Genomic DNA, 17762 nt, shown 5'->3' on the forward strand with positions numbered 1-17762 from the left:
TAACAAACGAAAACAAGAAAACAATGAAAAGAAAGATGAAGACAAACTTTTTACCCCTGTTGTCCCTCACCGCTCTGCTCTTCACAGCCTGTGCCACCGACAATGTCGATCCGGGCAAGCAGAAGCAGGGGGAGGATTTCGACACCACAGGAATGACCGCTTTTTCCGTAAACAACGAGGCACCGCCCATAGATCCCACAACCCCCACAACCCGTACCACCGGCGAATATACCGGAACGGGTGTCAGGTTCTATTGGAACAAAGATGATCGTGGTTTTATCTTGGGGGTAGTAGAGGGGATCAATCCCGCTACACATGAGAATCTTGTCTATTTTCCCGATAAGAACGATATATCAACACAGCTTGAAGCCTCGGGAAAAGACCGCACGCCCAGAGCCACGTTTTGGTATAATCACAAATTTACCGCTCCCCAATATCCTATGCGCTATATTGGAACAGGCGGAGAATACCCTTATGGTTACAATGTCAGAATAACGAACAAGCAAAAGCAGACCAAGCCCAACGATGCCGCAGAGATTGCCCAATACGGTGACTGCGCTACGGCCACGGCGTACCGGCAAGATGACGGACATTACACTTTCATGCTTGATCATAAAGCCTCTTACATCACCTTCCTGCCCTATACCCTGCAGAAAGGCGTAGCCCGGGCCAAGATTGAACAAATCAAGGTGACGGCCGACAAGGCGGTTTGCGGAAAGTTCAACTTCGACGACAACGGCATCGATCTTGATTCCCGTCCTGCCACCACCAACGACAACGACCACATAGAACTGACCTTGGACAATTTCCCCATCCCGCTGACAAATCCCGACGCCAATGCCAATGCCGCCATTATGGTCATCGCGCCGGGCACGTACAGCAAATTCACCGTGGAATACACCCTTTACGAAGAAGACCTGCTTTCCAACCCCACTATCTATACCCGGGGTACCATCACCAAGGAGTATCACAACGTAACTTTCACCGCCGGCAAGAACAAGGTTATCAGTCAAAACCTGGCAGTACCCGAATATCCGGCCGACAGCCATTATATGTGGGATGCCCTCGAAGGGCAACACTATTGGAAGGGTTACGAATGGAATAGTTCTATCCCTGAACAGTCTCCTTCCTTCCAAGGAAACCGCACTCATTATCCCAAGGACAACACCGACCCCCGTTGGTATCGAGAGACTCCGGAAAACCCTGTGTCCTTTGCCGACATAGAGGCTAAGCGCAGTTGCAAGGATTGCCCCAATGTCAACGAACTTTGCTGGTACGTAACAAAAGGCGATGCCTACTGGGACAACTCTCTTTGGGTTTGTATGGATCATCTCTATAAAGGAGGCCACTGGATAAAGAAGCGTAGCGTCATTGCCCGTGAGAATGGCATATCCATAGCCGATATGAAGAATGCCTCCCCCGATGGTATAGATCATAGAAAAATGTACATTAGCAGCTTAGTGAGTACGATTCATTCGGATCATTTTGCCCGCAAGCCCGCCAATATCGACAACTATTTCTATCTTCCCGATCTTGGCTGGTGCAGTCTAGGAGCTCCAGATATGGGACAGGCCGGCCACTATTGGTCGAGTACACCTGTTATGGATGCCGGTCGTTCCGGTAATCAAATATACTGGCTACATCTTTATGGTACCGGCATAGATGTATGGAGAGGCTACTCAAACGCCGGATATTCAATAATGTGGCCGACAGACCGATAAGAATCAGCACCCTACGTTCCCCGGGATACAATAGCACCCTCGCCAATCAGGGAGTCCTTATAGGAGTACAAGAGGGGTCCTTATAGGAGTGCGAGAGGAGTCCTTATAGGAGTACGAGAGGAGTCCTTATAGGAGTACGAGAGGAGTCCTTATAGGAGTACGAGAGGAGTCCTTATAGGAGTACAAGAGGATACACAAAACAATGGTATTAACGGGGTGCCGCTCCAAGGCGAACGGTACCCTTTTTCATAACTTAAAACAATAAACAATATGCTGGTATTCAAAGTGATTGAAAGCATCATGCGCATAGGTCCGCGCAAGGGACAGAAGTCCTACAGCGCCGTGCCGAAGGCTCCGCTGAAGTTCTCCTCGAAATGGCTCGTGGAGCGCATCGTCAGGGAAACGTCATTGAGCGAGGGCGACGTGAGGAACGTCATCATCACGCTGCGCAACATCGTCATAGAGATTGTCACCCTCGGCGGCTCGCTCGACTTGGGCGACATCTTCTCGCTGCGCACGGCCATCCCCTCGAAGATGGAAGCGAAGGAGGTCGATGTCTGCGCCGAATCATTGAAGCGTCCGCGCATCATCGTGACGTGGAAAGAGCCCGTTCGCCAGGCCTTGAAGAAGATCGAGGTGGAGGTCGACAACCCGAAGCGGAAGAAGGCAAAGGAGAAACAGCCTCACAAGCCTTGACGTTTCCGGCCTCCGGCCGTCTCCGTGCTCACAAAAAATTCATGCTCTTTCGGAATGAAAGTGCAGCATAAAGCATCGGGGCGAAGAGATACGCATCTCTTCGCCCCGATATTTTTGTCGGGAAAGGTCAGATGAAGTCGGTCTCGGTTTGAGGCTGTCGCCATTCGATAGTGCCGGTGGCGTCGTTTACGATTCATACGACGTGAACAAAAAGAACAAACTATGGCAGCGCTGACAGTCTGCCGCTGCCGGACGACAACGGCCTTCGACAGCATGAAGCGAGAGGGGGCGAAAGCAAAGAGTGGGGCAGAGAGGCGTGGGAAAAGCCGCGGGTTCGGCCCGATCGGCGGGTAGAGAACGCGCTAATGGATCGTTCGGCCTTTTTCTTTCTCATAGAGTTGCCACGAATTATAAATGTTGTGCCAAACAGCATAGGTGGCGCCGGCCAAAGACGTGACCGGATTGAGGAAGGCAAAGCTGATCCACATTTCAAAAGCCGTGTTTTTCTGTCCCAAAGACTGACCCGCTCCTATCTTGCAATTGTATTTGCGTCCGATTTTATGACCCAATGAAAACTGGATGAGGCAGCATAGCGCGGAAACGCAGGATACGCTGATAAAATTGAAGACTGTGATGTCGCTGTGTACGATATACTTCGTGGCAAGTGTGATAGAGATACACAACGAGGCGGCCCAAAGGTAAAAAGCCAGGTCTTTCGTGCGCGTAACGCTTCGGTGGAGTCCGGGTAAATACTTCCGGGTGATGACAGCGCTGAAGAAAGGTAGGATCAGCATCGGGAATACCTGCGCCAGAATGCGACAGAACGAAGAGAAAAAGGTCGTATCTTCTTGTGGATAAATCAGGGGCAGGCCGAGCGGCAGACATAGCGCGACAGAGAGGTTGATGAGTATGCAGTAAGTCGTAAGTCCGGCTACGTCGCCGCCCAGTTTTTGCGTGATAACCGGTGCTGCCGTAGCCGTAGGCGTAATAAAGCAGAGCAAGACCGACTCCCACAAGAGCTTTTCCGGAAGTTGCGGGAAAAGACAGAGCAGCAGGATAACAGCGCCGTAAACAAGCATCTGAATGAGAAAGAGCCACAAATGCCAGACCTTGAATTTGATCTCTCGCAGATCGATCTTGCAGAATGCAATGAAGAGCATTGAAAAGATGAGGCAAGGCTGCGTAGTAGAAAGGGCGATGTAGGCAAATTTATGCGTGCTGTCTAAGAAGGGGATATTGATATAAATAAAATAACCGAGGACGCCCGTGAGCATTGCTATTAAGAGCGTCCACGATTTCAGCGTTTGTTTAATGTTCATTTTGATGTTCCTTTTCTATTGCCAATAATTCGTCGCGCAATTGTGCTGCCAAGACGAAATCCAAATGCTCTGCGGCGGCTTTCATTTGCTTCTCCAAGCGTGCGTGGCGCTCCTCGTATGTTTCTTTTTTCCCATATACGGCTTGATCTTCTGCAGCTTTGGGCGTGGATGTTTGTCGTAGGTCGTAAGTTGTCGTGCTCTTCTCGCTTTGCCGTGCTTCGGATAGCTCTGTCAGTTGGTTGGTCTTAATTTTCTTCTTGATTTGGCGGGGTTTCAAGTGGTGTTGCTCGTTGTAAGCTATCTGCTTCGCACGTCGTCGATTGGTTTCGTCGATCGTCTGTTGCATAGACGTGGTAATACGATTGGCATACATAATCACCCGCCCGTTGACATTTCGTGCAGCTCGACCGGCCGTCTGCGTCATGCTTCGCGTGCTTCTCAAAAAACCTTCTTTGTCGGCATCTAAAATAGCAACTAAGGCTACTTCCGGTAAGTCCAAACCTTCGCGTAAGAGGTTCACGCCGACTAAAACATCATATGTTCCTTTACGGAGATCTTCCATAATGCGCACGCGCTCTAAGGTATCTATGTCGCTATGGATATAAGCTGTCTTAATCCCATTCTTTAGTAGATAGTCGGTGAGTTCTTCTGACATCTTTTTTGTTAGCGTGGTTACCAAAACGCGCTCTTCTCGTTCAATGCATTGCCGGATTTCCTCCATTAAATCATCGATGGGGTAGTCGTTTGGGCGTACCTCGATCGGAGGGTCGAGTAAGCCGGTGGGACGAATGATTTGCTCAACGATGACTCCTTCGCTCTCTTGTAATTCATAGTCGTCAGGCGTAGCACTTATGTAGATAACCTGTTTGGCCATTTGATGAAATTCGTCGAAAGTAAGCGGTCGGTTATCTAATGCAGCCGGTAGGCGAAAACCATAATTGACTAAGTTGACCTTACGATGACGATCACCTCCCCACATTGCGCGAATCTGAGGCACAGTAACGTGACTCTCGTCGATTACTATTAAGAAATCTTCCGGGAAAAAGTCTAAAAGGCAGTAAGGCCTTGTGCCGGGCGATCGCCCATCAAAGTAGCGGCTGTAATTTTCGATGCCGCTGCAATGCCCCAGCTCTCTAATCATTTCTATATCGTATGAAACGCGCTCACTCAGTCGCTTGGCTTCAAGCATCTTGCCCTCTTCTTCAAATTTTTGCACTTGTTCTACTAAATCATCTTGAATAGAGCGGATGGCAAGCTCTTGTGTTTCTTTAGAAGTCAAGAATAAATTGGCCGGATAAACCTTGTATTCCTCAAACGTCGCGGTCCGATAACCCGAAAGTGCGTCAATCTCTTCTATTGTATCGACATCGTCGCCCCAAAACGTAACACGGATGATCTCTTCCGTATAGGCCAGATAAATATCTACCGTATCGCCGTTCACACGAAAGTTACCGGATTTCGGCGCTACGTCATTGCGGGTATAAAGACTGGCTATAAGCTTTTGCAAAAGTTGGGTTACGCCTATAGAAGATCCGACTTTGAGGTCTATAACATTTTCATAGAACGCCGCCGGATTGCCCATACCGTAAATACAACTGACCGAACTGACCACAATCACGTCCTTTCTGCCTGATAGGAGCGCCGAAGTTGCCGCTAATCGCAGGCGGTCGATTTCTTCGTTGATGGCCATGTCCTTTTCTATATAAAGGTCCGACGAGGGAATGTAAGCTTCCGGTTGATAATAGTCGTAGTAAGAAACGTAATACTCTACGGCGTTTTCCGGAAAGAAATCTTTGAACTCCGTATACAATTGAGCGGCCAATGTTTTATTGTGGCTCAAGACAAGTGTTGGCTTGTTCAAGTTCTTAATCACATTGGCTATTGTGAAAGTCTTGCCGGAGCCGGTTACTCCTAAAAGCACCTGCGCCGGAGTTCCGGCTTTTGCTCCTGTGGTTAAGGCTTCGATAGCCTCAGGTTGATCGCCGGTGGGCTGATATTCTGAGTGTAATTTAAAAGCAGACATTCTTTTCAATAGAAATGCAAAGATAGAGAATTTTATCCCTACCTTTGCCTAACGCTTAAACAAATGCTTATGAATAATTTTGAGTTTTACAGTCCTACGGACTTCGTTTTTGGGAAAAATACAGAAGAGCAAACGGGCCTGCTTGTGAAACGCTTTGGCGGAAAGCGCTTGCTCGTCGTCTATGGGCAAGGTCATGCAGTTAAGAGTGGCTTGATGGATCGCGTAGAAAAAGCTTTGAAAGAGGCCGAACTTTACTACGTCTTATTGGGAGGCATTCAACCTAATCCTACTGACGAGGAAGTTTATAAAGGTATTGATTTAGGCCGGCAGCATAATGTGGATATGATCTTAGCCGTTGGTGGTGGTTCGGCCATAGATGCAGCTAAGGCAATGGCGGCCGGGATTCCGGACAATGGAGATTTCTGGGATTTCTATGAAGGTACGCGCACTGTGGAGTCGGCTTTGCCGGTCGGTGTCGTGCTTACTATTCCCGCGGCAGGAAGTGAGGGATCAGGAAACTCTGTTATTACGCAAGTTGCTTCCAATAAAAAGATCAGTCTACGCACTCCGCGAGCATTGCGTCCGAAGTTTTCAATCTTAAATCCGGAGTTGACCTATTCTTTACCGCCTTACCAAACATCAGCGGGCGCTGTAGATATGATGGCACACATTATGGAGCGCTATTTTACCAATACGGAGCACACGGAGCTGACAGATAGATTGTCGGAGTCTATATTGAAGACGATTATAGAAGTTACACCGCAAGTTTTGGACAGACCTGAAGATTATGATGCCCGAGCCACACTCATGTGGTGCGGAACTCTGGCTCACACGGGTCTTTGTGGGACGGGCAATGTGGAAGATTGGTCTTCGCACGCTTTAGAACACGAGTTGTCTGCTTTTTATGGCGTCACTCACGGTGCTGGTTTGGCTGTGATTTTCCCTGCTTGGCTTACGTTTATGGTGGAGCACAATCCAAAGAAGGTTATAAAATGGGCGCATTGTGTGTGGGATGTAAATCCTTCAGGCAATGACAAGGAAGATGCACTCGAAGGTATAAGCCGCTTCAAGAAGTTCTTGCATCGGATTGGTATGCCTACGACCATTAAGGAACTGGGTATAGACAATTATGATATAGATATGCTTAACGAACATCTACATGTGATTAAAGGAGAAAAGGTTGGCAACTATGTCCCTTTAGATCATAAGATGTCTAAAGAAATTTATGAAATAGCTCAGCACGAATAGAGGATAGAATAGGCCGATAACAAACGGATGAAAGTTAGCTTTTACTCTCCTCGTATTTGTCTTTGTAAGGCTATTGTAAGTAACTACTCAAAAGGTCTGCGTTTCTCTTGGAATGCGGGCCTACTATTCTAAAAGAACAATATGAAAATTATGAAACGAATTCTATTTTGTTTGGTGTTTCTTTTGAGCGGATTGACGCTTTGCGCACAGGAAATATACGAATTTACAGTGACCAATGCCGATGGTAAGTCAGTGGCGCTGTCCAACTATCGCGGCAAAGTTTTGCTCATAGTTAATACGGCTACGCGTTGTGGTTTCACTCCACAATACAAAGAGTTAGAAGCGCTCTATGAGCAATATGCGGAACAAGGACTGGAAATTCTAGATTTTCCTTGCAATCAATTCGGGCAACAGGCGCCTGGTACAACCGCAGAGATTCGACAATTTTGTTCGACCAACTTTGATGTGCGTTTTCCGCAGTTTGATAAAATCGATGTAAATGGGCCTACAGCTGCTCCGCTCTTTACTTACTTGAAGGAGCAAAAGGGGTTTGCCGGATTCGACTTGAAAGAAAAAGCCGGCCAAGTGCTTGATAGGGTGTTGCGCAAACAAGACGCCGACTATGACAAGAAATCGGACATCAAATGGAACTTTACAAAGTTTCTTATATCGCGTGACGGACACGTATTACGTCGCTATGAGCCAACAGAGGCCATTAGCAACATAGAAAAGGACATACAGCAACAACTAGCATCCTCTTCAATGGAGCAAAAGCCAGTTGGCAGACCGAGTAACAAAGAGAAAAAACCTCGTGCTACTTCTCGCGCTAAGAAATGATACGGCATTTGATCTCGAAAACTAAAAGTTTGAGACCAAGAAAGCCAATTATTTATTAAATAGTAATAGTTTTTTAAGGCTGATTCTCTTAGTAAAACGCCACTGCATTAAGAATGTTGTGGCGTTCTTTCTTTGGAGGAAGATGTGGGGCTTTATGTGTTGTATATGAAGATATTAAATAACAGCTATTTGTCTTCTTATATGATCCGAATCGTAGGATATGGTATTGCTGTTTCCCATGTAGAGGAGGTGTTTTTCAAGTTTGAGGTTCGCTAAGTTTTGGAATGGAAAGCGACTGTTTGGAGGAGGTTTGAAAGGGTGCTTATGGAGGCGGATTATTTCTATAAATAAAATATTTCTTGCGCATAAAGCAGAGAAGCCCTTCCTAAGATTACGATTGTAGCATCAACTATTATCCCTTCCTTTCGTGAAGAAAAGCGCGTACCATCGTGATGGTACGACATTTTTTTCGTGAGCGTAAACTCGTACTATCACGATGGTACATCATCACTACTTGTTCAGCGTGCTTTTAAAGCTGACGTTGAGTGCCATTTATATGACTCTAGTTGCCCACAAATGCGTTATGTGAACGAGCAAGTAAGTTGTGATGAAATATAATCTTCCTGAAAGCAGTATAATTAGCGATACGTAAATAGAGACCTTTGCACAGCGATTGGTGTGTATTTTGTTTGTTAATTCATTGTATAATAGGAAGTTATTTCGTATATTTGAGCATTAAAAACAGCATAATACTCCTCCCATGGCATACCAATCCAAGAATACCGATGAGCATGTAACATTTGCAGACGCACTCCTTTCAAAGCGTTATCGCAAAGCACAAAACGACTTCCTCAATCAGGTTGACACGCTTATCGATTGGCGTCCGATCAGGACGCTGATCAACAAGAAATACACGAAGCGACAAAATGCCATCGGCGCACCGGCTTATGACGTGATTCTCTTATTCAAGATGTTGCTTTTGGAGACATGGTACAACCTCAGTGATTGTGCTTTGGAGGAGCGCATCAATGATTCGATCACCTTTTCCCGATTCCTGGGGCTGAAGATGGAAGAGGTATCTCCCGACCACAGCACCATCAGTCGATTTCGTTCGGCACTGACAGAGTTGGGTCTCATGGACAAACTGTTGGCGCAGTTTAACAAACAACTTTCGCGCCATCATATTTCGGTTAAGGGAAGGGGTGGCTTGTCGATGCAAGCCTTGTGGAGACGCCACATAAACCCAACGGAAGCATTACGATTGAAGTTGCAGACGACAGAGAAGACAATCGGAGCGAGGAGGAAAAAGAGGCAGAGGAGGATTATCAAAAACAGGTTGTCCGTCAACGTAAAGGGACGGATGAAGAAGCCCGTTGGGTTTACAAACAAAAGCGTTATCACTACGGATACAAAAAGCATTGTCTGACCAATGTTCAAGGCATTGTTCAAAAGGTGATAACGACTGCAGCGAACCGCAGTGACACGAAGGAGTTTATTCCGCTATTGCAGGGTGCAAACATACCTCAAGGCACAGCCGTCTTGGCGGACAAAGGATATGCTTGCGGGGAAAATCGTTCCTACCTGCAAACCCATCACCTTCAAGACGGCATTATGCACAAGGCACAACGCAACAGGGCATTGACCGAGGAAGAGAAGCAACGAAACAAAGCAATCAGTCCGATACGGAGCACCATCGAACGCACCTTTGGCAGTATTCGCCGGTGGTTTCATGGCGGACGATGTCGATACCGGGGACTTGCCAAGACCCATACTCAAAACATTCTTGAAAGCATCGCCTTTAATTTATACAGAACCCCGGGGATAATTATGTCCTCATTTGTAGGATAAGGCATAACCACCCTTGAGGAGCTCGTGCAAGCAGCTCCTCAAAGGGGGATTTACAACTACTTTCACTCCTTACTGCCACCCCTTTCACTCGCTCCTTTTATGCCAAGAACTCCTCTTTACTACACCTCCTTATTTTGCAAAGGTCTCAAATAGTCTATTCGGAGTATAAGTGAAAAGCTATCGTGTATAGGAGTGAAAAACTAAGACTAATTGGAATCGCATATAATATTGTGCTAAAGAAAACCGGTCGCTGTATGATCGTTTGTATACAAAAATCATTCTCTACCGGAATAATATCCTTGTAGAGAATGATTTGAATATGTGTTTGTGTGTCTTCTTGCCTTTTATTTTTGATGTGCTGCCACCCAATTGCGTGCATTGACAAAAGCTTGCAACCAAGGCGTGGCATCGTCATTGAGTTTGTCGGCCGGATAATAAGCATTTTGCCACGTGAAGATAGAGCGCTCCAAGTGGGGCATCATAGCTAAGTGGCGGCCATCGGCACTGCAAAGTCCGGCAACAGAATAGTCTGAGCCATTGGGCGTACCCGGGTAGGCGTCGTAAGTATATTTCAATACAATATTATACGCTTCTTCAGCCAGCGGCAGGGAGAATTTTCCCTCTCCGTGAGCTACCCAAATGCCCAATTGAGTTCCGCTCATATTACCCAATAAAACACTGTTGTTTTCTGGAATAGAAACGCCTAAAAATGCACTTTCAAACTTATGAGAATCGTTGTGCAGCATCTTTCCGTTTGCCGTATGCTCGGGGTTGATAAGATTGAGTTCCATCATTAATTGACAACCATTACATACACCCAAACTTAAGGTATCTTTTCTCGCATAAAAGCGATCCAAAGCCGCTTTGGCCTGCGGGTTATATAAGAATGCGCCGGCCCAACCCTTAGCACTGCCCAACACGTCTGAGTTGGAGAAGCCACCGCAGAAGACAATAAAGTTAATGTCGTCAAGCGTTTCGCGACCGCTAATCAGATCGGTCATCATCACATCCTTGACATCAAAGCCCGCTAAGTAGAGCGCATATGCCATTTCTCGCTCTCCGTTAGTACCTTTTTCGCGAATGATGGCTGCCCGCAAGCCGCTGGGCTCTCGGCGATCAGGATTTATATCTAAAGATTTAAACGTTCCGTCAAACTTAAGTGTAGACAGATCAAACTGCAAGGGCTGTTGGCGATAGTTTTCAAAACGTAATTTTGCGCAACCGTTCTTACTTTGTTTGCAATCTAAGAGATAAGACGTCTCATACCAAACATCACGCAAATAATCTATGCCCAATTGATAAGTGGCATTGCCTTGTTTGAGCAGGATATGGCGCTCCTCAGTCGGTACGCCGATAAGCGCATAGCCGATTCCTTCTTCATCAAGCAGCTCTTGGAAGGCTTCTTCATTTTCATTGGCCACTTGAACGACGATGCCGGGATTTTCAGCAAAGAGGATTTTGATTAAATCTCCTCCGACAAAGGCGTCGAGGTTGATTTCCAAACCTCCGTTAACGTTAGCAAAGCACATTTCGAGTAAAGTCGTGATCAGACCACCCGCAGATATATCGTGGCCGGCAAGTAATAAGTTTTGTTTCACAAGACGCTGTACGGCATTGAAGGCATCGCGGAAATAGTCAGGATTTTTTACCACCGGTACATCAGAACCTACCTTCTTCTGCGTCTGAGCGAAGGCGGAGCCGCCTAAACGTAAGTCGTCAAAGGAGAAATCTATATGATAAAGTTTTGAAGCACTGACATCTTTGAGATTGGGCGTTACTACCTGTCTTATGTTATCAACCTCTCCACCGGCAGAAACAATGACCGTTCCCGGAGAGATGATCTTTTCGCCATCAGGATATTGCTGAGAGAGTGAAAGACTATCTTTTCCTGTCGGGACATTGATATTTAAGTCGCAACAGAAGTCGCTTAGTGCTTCAACAGCTTGATAAAGGCGCGCGTCTTCGCCCTTTTGTGAGCGACAAGGCCACATCCAGTTGGCTGATAATGAAACACTATCCAGCCCTTCGCTTAAGGGAGCCCACACGATATTGGTCAAAGCTTCTGCAACAGAAAGAACACTACCGGCTTGAGGAGAAGCTAAACCGGCCTGAGGTGCGTGGCCGATGGCCGTAGCTATACCATATTTGCCGCGATAATCTAAGGCTACGACGCCGCAGTCAGCCAAAGGAAGTTGCAATTCTCCTACGCATTGCTGGCGTGCAATCTTTCCGGTCACAGAGCGGTCTACTTTATTGGTCAACCAATCCTTACAAGCCACAGCTTCTAATCGTAAAACTTGCGTTAAGTACTCTTCTAATTGGCTATTTTGATAAACGACATTCTCGTATTTGCGCTCAACCGTTTCATCTTGCATAATTGTCTTGGGCGAATGGCCAAACATTTGAGCAACATCCAAATCAAACGGTCGAACACCGTCTGCTTGTTGGAAAGCAAAGTGAGCATCTCCGGTTGTTTCGCCTACGACATACATCGGAGCGCGTTCGCGATCGGCAATCTTTTGAACGTGTGCGAGATGCTCCTCTTGGATAAGTAGGCCCATGCGTTCTTGGCTCTCATTTGTTATGATTTCCTTAGCGCTGAGCGTAGGGTCGCCGATGGGGAGCTTGTCCATCTCGATCAATCCTCCACATTCCTCGACGAGTTCTGATAAACAGTTGACGTGACCTGCCGATCCATGATCATGAATTGAAACTACGGGGTTAACTTCCTCTTCGCACAATGCGCGAACCAAGTTGTTGGCGCGCTTTTGCATTTCCGGATTGGCGCGCTGAACAGCATTCAACTCGATACCGCTGCTATATCTGCCCGTATCAACGGAAGATACAGAGCCGCCGCCCAAACCTATGCGGTAATTGTCGCCACCTACGACGACGATTTTGTTCCCTTTTGCAGGCTCACCCTTTAAGCAGTCGCGCTTTGTGCCGTATCCGACACCGCCGGCAAGCATAATAACTTTATCATAGCCGTATTTCTCTCCGTTTTCCTGGTGTTCGAAAGTGAGAACAGAGCCGCAGATCAGTGGTTGCCCGAATTTGTTGCCAAAGTCGCTTGCTCCATTAGAGGCTTTAATCAGAATTTGCTCAGGTGTTTGATAGAGCCACTTGCGCACAGGCAAAATATCTTCCCAAGGATGTCCGCCATCTAAACGCGGATAAGCTGTCATGTAGACCGCAGTTCCAGCAATGGGCCACGAGCCTGTACCTCCGGCCATACGATCTCTGATTTCGCCGCCCGTTCCTGTTGCTGCGCCATTAAAAGGCTCTACAGTCGTCGGGAAATTATGTGTCTCAGCTTTAAGAGAAATTACACTCTTTATATCCTTAATGATAAAGTAGTCGCTGGTTGAATGGTCTTGCGGAGCGAATTGCTCTATCGTGGGACCTTCAGAGAAGGCTACATTGTCTTTGTAGGCAGAAACAATTTTGTGGGGATGCTCATTGGTCGTCTTTTTTATCATAGCAAATAAGCTGGAGGGCATCTCTTTTCCATCAATGATAAAGGTTCCTCCAAAGATCTTGTGACGACAATGCTCTGAATTGATTTGTGCAAAACCGAATATTTCGGAATCTGTCAGGCGTCTGCCTTGTTGCTCTTCTACATTATGAAGGTAGGTAATTTCTGCAGCAGATAAAGCCAGTCCTTCTTCTTCATTGTAGCGTTCAATATCTTCTATAAATTGGATAGGAGTTGGTTCTCTTTTTGTTATAAATACGTTTTGGTCAAGGTTATGATAGAGGTGCTGGAGCATTGGGTCATATTCAGCCGTCTCATCCTCAACAAGGAAGAACTCTTCTATACGAGTAATTCCCTGTATATTCATATTTTGAGTGATTTCAACGGCATTGGTACTCCAGGGGGTAATCATTTCCGGACGTGGCCCAATAAACCAGCCTTCGATTGTTTGTTCATGTTTAAGTTTAGCATCACCAAAGAGCCAACAAAGCGCTTCAAGGTTCTCAGGACTCAATGTTTCGGTAGTTTCTACAACGATATAGTTATAGGCTGTATTGGAAAAGAAGAGGATCATATAGTAGAGATTGATTTATGAGGCAAAATTAGTGCTTGGCAAAAGAAAGACCAAATTTATCGAAATACTTTTCTTTTGAAATACTCCCTAAGCCTATGCATGTGGTTAAGAAAGAAGAAAAGCCTATTCATCTTTGGGCTTCTATTACTTCTGTCGTACCTTTGCAGCGAGAAAGCAGTCGGATGGTCCGTCGCGTACATCTTATAATGTAGGAGGAAAGTCCGGGCAGCATAGGGCAAATCGCTTCTTAATGGGAAGTTGTCTGTGAAGGCAAATTCGTGTAGAAGAAAATAACCGCCTTGTATTTAATTAGTATAAGGTAAGGGTGAGAAGGTGAGGTAAGAGCTTACCGGTTGTGGGGTGACTCACAAGCCGTACACATCGATTGCTGAAAGTTCATGTAAACTGGCGTTAGAGGGCGGCCCGTCCGAGTGTAGCGCGTCAGAGGGTAGAACGATACAATTTATTGGTGACAATAAATGCGGATAAATGACGGACACACAAACTTGTGTACAGAACCCGGCTTATAGTTCGGCTGCTTTCTTTTTTTCGCAACCTTTTAAAAGCAAAGCTTCCGTCTTCAGATGATTTATTTCCAATTATTTTAGCCTAAATGATTTATGTATAGTTCTGCGGAGTTTGTGTTGATGCAGATGACTTAAGAATAATCTGAATCTCTTCCAATTTTATGTATACAATGAAGCCGAGACTCTTTAAAAGAACCTCGGCTTTGTTGTATGCTTAAAAGAATCGATTATAATTACTTCTTACGAGAATTACCGTAACGATTCATAAACTTATCTACGCGACCTGCAGTATCGACGAGCTTCGTCTTGCCTGTATAGAACGGATGAGAAGAGCTGGAAATTTCCAATTTAATCAAAGGATAAGTTTCGCCTTCAAATTCGATTGTTTCATTGGTTTTGCAAGTAGAGCGAGAGAGAAAAACATCGCCGTTGCTCATATCCTTGAATACAACGGGACGATAGTTATCAGGATGGGTACCTTTTTTCATTGCTGCGATTCTTTTATTATTTCTTTTACTAATTGTCTAAACATAAGCGGTTGCAAAATTACTAAGTATTTCCCGCACAAACAAATATTTAAGCTGGAAATCTTGCTATAATTCATCTCAATCCTTTACTCAAGCGTGATCTGTTATGCGGTTTATGAGCATATAGAAGCGTATACATGAATTCATTGATGTTTGTTGGTGAGCTAAAACAAAACCACTAAATGTGATTGTTTTTCGTGAATTTATTGTTGAAACTCACCGAATCATAAGTATATAATCCTTTTTGAGTGGCTTTGTTCAAAGAAATTAGAATTGTGAGTGAATTTTCTTTTAACCTAAACAGATGCAAAAACGAGAGCCAGGTGCTATAGATCCTAGAATATAAAAGCATTCTTAAATCGAGCGGAGGCATATAACTTCTTGCTGAGGTCTTGTATAAAAAATAATTGTTATTCTATGGTGTCTTTATCAGTATCAGAATCGTTTAATTCTATGGATAATTGATGATGACTACCTTCATTCTCGTGGATCTTTAGCGGGGATGAGGCGATGAATTGGGTTGACAATTCAAGATTTATACATTCGATGCGAAGGGGTTGGTATTGCTTTTGCTTTTGGGATGACATATGGGTTGGGTATTCCTAGGTTATCGGAGAATGTATTTTTTTCCATTGATGATTTGAAGTCCTAGCTGTACATTATTCCTCTTCCTCCCTTGCAGGTCGTAAATTGAATTATTCTTCTCACGTTTGAGTTGTTGTTGGCATCTGGTTGTAATCTGAGAGAGTGGAAAACTTTTAATTCTTTTTGCGAGTTCTTCGTGAAGTGATAAATATGCTTTGTAGGCTTGAGATTCGAAAGGCTTTCCGTTGGGACTGCCATAGTAGAAACCAACGGAACCTGGTGTTTGAAGCTCATCTAATGAAAGCATATAATATCTATGTTCACTTTCTTCTTTAATCATAGCAGTTATGGTATCTCCCTTTAAAAGATTCTCAGGGTAGATTTCGCAGGTCTGTATGGGTTCCTCTAGGATGTAACTACCTTTATTTCCTTCCAAAATAAGTCCGGTCTCAGGGGGAAGTATATCACCTTCATTATATGTCTGATTGAAATACAATTGGTCATCTTTTTCTTGGATGGTATGTGCGATTAGTCCTGTTGGTAGCACTAAAGGCTTATTAAAATACAAAGTAGAGTAGCCTACGTCGCTGATAGTTTGTGTAAACGATGTAGGTGTGCCAGCAATGATTTTTATATCGTCTAACAAAAATATGTTCTTACCAGATCCTTTATTTGTGAATGCAAAACGAGTATCTTTTGTCATATCTGGTATGTACAGTTGGTAATAATAGAAATGTCCAGCTTGTTTGAATTCTACTTCTATCAAGCTATCCTTACCGGTTCTCATTATTTCAATCTGTAGTTTTTTCAATGGCTTGTTGCTCCATCTGCCAGCTCTGAGAGATAAGATGCAGGGGCCCTTATAATTCAAGCCTTTTGTGATTATGCATGCTGAAGGATATGTTATGCTCCCAAGCCTTAGGCATTTGTTGCCTTGATATAAATTTTCATGAGACTCCCATTTTGCGGAATCTAATTCTGCTGTTTTCTTTGTTCCTCCTTTTCCCCAAGATTCGCCGTTACCTCCAGATCCATTACACGTGCTGAAGTCTTCATAGAAGATAACTTGCTGTGCTGATAGATGTAGATAACAGAGCAGCGAAAGAAGTAAAGGGAGAGAAATCTTTTTTGTAAATTGTAGGTTCATCGGGTCTTTATTTGTTTTATGGGCTTAAGAATTAAGTAGAGTTCTTTATTTCATCGGCAAAAATACAAAATTCATATAATTAATTGGCGATGATCTTAATGATAAATTCATCGCTTCATCCTTTCATTAGAGAGGATATTATGTAATCAGAGATAAAAATGCCGTGTTTAGAAACGTGTAAGTTTTCTCTTAAAAAGTGTAAGTATCCTTGTTTGATGAAAGGGGAGGCTACAGAAAGTAAATAGTTCCTATCTTGTGGCTTTAATTCGTTCAAGGAAAGTCCTTCTTTAGTTCTGAGGCGTAAAAGCAACATCTCGTTGAAGTGCTCATCTTCATTTAACTGTTCAAAATCGAAAAGTGGTTGTCCTGGGTGTTGTAGATAGTAGTTTAGGTCACCTTTATTCCACCTACGCGTGTGTCCTTTATAAGAGTGGGCGCCTGGTCCAACCCCTAAATAAGGGAGTCCTAACCAATAGTTGTGATTATGTTGAGAGTGGTATGTAGGATATGCAAAATTAGAGATCTCGTAGTGTTGCATGCCGGCTTGTTCCGTTTGAAGCATGAGCATTTCGTACATAGCTCTAGTTATATCTTCTTTGACCTCTTTGATTATTTGCTTTTGTTGAAGTTGAAACAGTGGGGTTCCTTCTTCAATTGTTAACGCATAAGAAGAAAGATGCTTAATTGGAAGTTGGAGAGCTCGACGAATATCTGTTGCCCAATCAGATAATGTTTGGTTGGGTAATCCATAGATAAGATCCAAACTAACATTCTCGATAATTGTAGAGATTGTCTCTACAGCTTTGGCTGCTTCTTTTGCGGTATGTCGTCGACGTAGAAAGTGAAGACGGGCATCATCGAAAGTTTGTACGCCCAAACTAATGCGATTTATACCAAGCGACTTGAGTTGCTTGACATAGTTTTCGTTAATATCGTCCGGATTTGCCTCAAAAGTAATCTCTGCTGATGGCGAGATGTGTAGTAAGCTCTGTATTGCTGTTATTATGTGTGAGACTTCAGCTATAGACAATTGCGATGGTGTACCCCCTCCAAAATAAATTGTTTGAAAAGTGTCGTCCCATCGTCCAGCACGTGCCTTTATTTCGTCAATGAGTGCCTTAGTATATCGCTCCCTTTGCTCTGTTGTTTGGGTCGTAGAATAGAAGTCACAATAAATGCAACGTGAAGCACAAAACGGAACGTGCACATACAGACCTGCCATTATATAAATGAGT

12 protein-coding genes, 1 other RNA gene and 1 pseudogene are annotated in these 17762 nt (G+C 44.7%); 7 read left to right on the top strand and 7 right to left on the bottom strand.

Features of this window, described 5'->3' with window-relative positions; all coding sequences use genetic code 11:
* Nucleotides 1-23: 23 nt before the first annotated feature.
* Both GCWU000325_RS07515 and GCWU000325_RS07520 read left to right on the top strand, forming a co-directional pair.
* On the top strand, nt 24-1721 hold the full coding sequence (locus tag GCWU000325_RS07515; protein ID WP_006255755.1) for a hypothetical protein: 1698 nt from the start codon (nt 24-26) through the stop codon (nt 1719-1721).
* Between the two features lie 270 nt (nt 1722-1991).
* Nucleotides 1992-2417 (top strand): HU family DNA-binding protein, encoded by a 426-nt coding sequence (locus GCWU000325_RS07520; RefSeq protein WP_006255756.1) that lies wholly within the window; start codon nt 1992-1994, stop codon nt 2415-2417.
* A 362-nt stretch (nt 2418-2779) separates the two neighbouring features.
* Here GCWU000325_RS07520 and GCWU000325_RS07525 read toward each other — a convergent pair whose 3' ends face one another.
* Both GCWU000325_RS07525 and uvrB read right to left on the bottom strand, forming a co-directional pair.
* The gene (locus tag GCWU000325_RS07525; protein ID WP_006255759.1) at nt 2780-3736 is read right to left on the bottom strand and encodes a hypothetical protein; all 957 of its coding nucleotides are present in this window, start codon (nt 3734-3736) and stop codon (nt 2780-2782) included.
* Nucleotides 3726-5759, bottom strand: coding sequence for an excinuclease ABC subunit UvrB (uvrB, locus tag GCWU000325_RS07530; protein WP_006255760.1), 2034 nt, complete (start codon nt 5757-5759; stop codon nt 3726-3728). Before uvrB ends, GCWU000325_RS07525 begins: the two co-directional genes overlap by 11 nt.
* A gap of 69 nt (nt 5760-5828) precedes the next feature.
* On the opposite strand from uvrB, the gene GCWU000325_RS07535 reads away from it, so the two are divergent.
* The 4 genes and pseudogenes from GCWU000325_RS07535 (at nt 5829) to GCWU000325_RS12410 (ending at nt 9845) form a co-directional block, all read left to right on the top strand.
* Complete coding sequence (locus GCWU000325_RS07535; RefSeq protein WP_040599501.1) at nt 5829-7007, top strand: iron-containing alcohol dehydrogenase; 1179 nt, start codon at nt 5829-5831, stop codon at nt 7005-7007.
* Between the two features lie 150 nt (nt 7008-7157).
* On the top strand, nt 7158-7844 hold the full coding sequence (locus GCWU000325_RS07540) for a glutathione peroxidase (protein WP_083788011.1): 687 nt from the start codon (nt 7158-7160) through the stop codon (nt 7842-7844).
* A 760-nt stretch (nt 7845-8604) separates the two neighbouring features.
* Nucleotides 8605-9692: pseudogene (locus GCWU000325_RS07545) on the top strand (IS5 family transposase).
* A 24-nt stretch (nt 9693-9716) separates the two neighbouring features.
* A complete protein-coding gene (locus GCWU000325_RS12410; protein WP_083787998.1) occupies nt 9717-9845 on the top strand; it encodes a DNA methylase in 129 nt (42 codons plus the stop codon).
* 191 nt (nt 9846-10036) lie between these two features.
* Here GCWU000325_RS12410 and purL read toward each other — a convergent pair whose 3' ends face one another.
* The gene (purL, locus tag GCWU000325_RS07550) at nt 10037-13741 is read right to left on the bottom strand and encodes a phosphoribosylformylglycinamidine synthase (RefSeq protein WP_006255767.1); all 3705 of its coding nucleotides are present in this window, start codon (nt 13739-13741) and stop codon (nt 10037-10039) included.
* Nucleotides 13742-13915: 174 nt separating this feature from the next.
* On the opposite strand from purL, the gene rnpB reads away from it, so the two are divergent.
* An RNA gene (rnpB, locus tag GCWU000325_RS11060) (RNase P RNA component class A) lies at nt 13916-14284 on the top strand.
* A 217-nt stretch (nt 14285-14501) separates the two neighbouring features.
* On the opposite strand, the gene GCWU000325_RS07555 is transcribed toward rnpB, so the two are convergent.
* From GCWU000325_RS07555 to hemW, 4 genes are all read right to left on the bottom strand, one after another.
* Nucleotides 14502-14756, bottom strand: a complete 255-nt coding sequence (locus tag GCWU000325_RS07555; RefSeq protein WP_006255768.1) for a type B 50S ribosomal protein L31 — start codon at nt 14754-14756, stop codon at nt 14502-14504.
* 449 nt (nt 14757-15205) lie between these two features.
* Nucleotides 15206-15382 carry a hypothetical protein gene (locus GCWU000325_RS12190; RefSeq protein WP_169303830.1) on the bottom strand — a complete coding sequence of 59 codons (177 nt, stop codon included), beginning with the start codon at nt 15380-15382 and terminating at the stop codon, nt 15206-15208.
* Nucleotides 15383-15402: 20 nt separating this feature from the next.
* Nucleotides 15403-16527, bottom strand: a complete 1125-nt coding sequence (locus GCWU000325_RS07560; RefSeq protein WP_006255770.1) for a hypothetical protein — start codon at nt 16525-16527, stop codon at nt 15403-15405.
* Between the two features lie 115 nt (nt 16528-16642).
* Nucleotides 16643-17749 carry a radical SAM family heme chaperone HemW gene (hemW, locus tag GCWU000325_RS07565; protein WP_006255771.1) on the bottom strand — a complete coding sequence of 369 codons (1107 nt, stop codon included), beginning with the start codon at nt 17747-17749 and terminating at the stop codon, nt 16643-16645.
* Between the last annotated feature and the right edge of the window lie 13 nt (nt 17750-17762).

It is taken from the genome of Alloprevotella tannerae ATCC 51259 (assembly GCF_000159995.1).
GTDB classification, from domain to species: domain Bacteria; phylum Bacteroidota; class Bacteroidia; order Bacteroidales; family Bacteroidaceae; genus Alloprevotella; species Alloprevotella tannerae.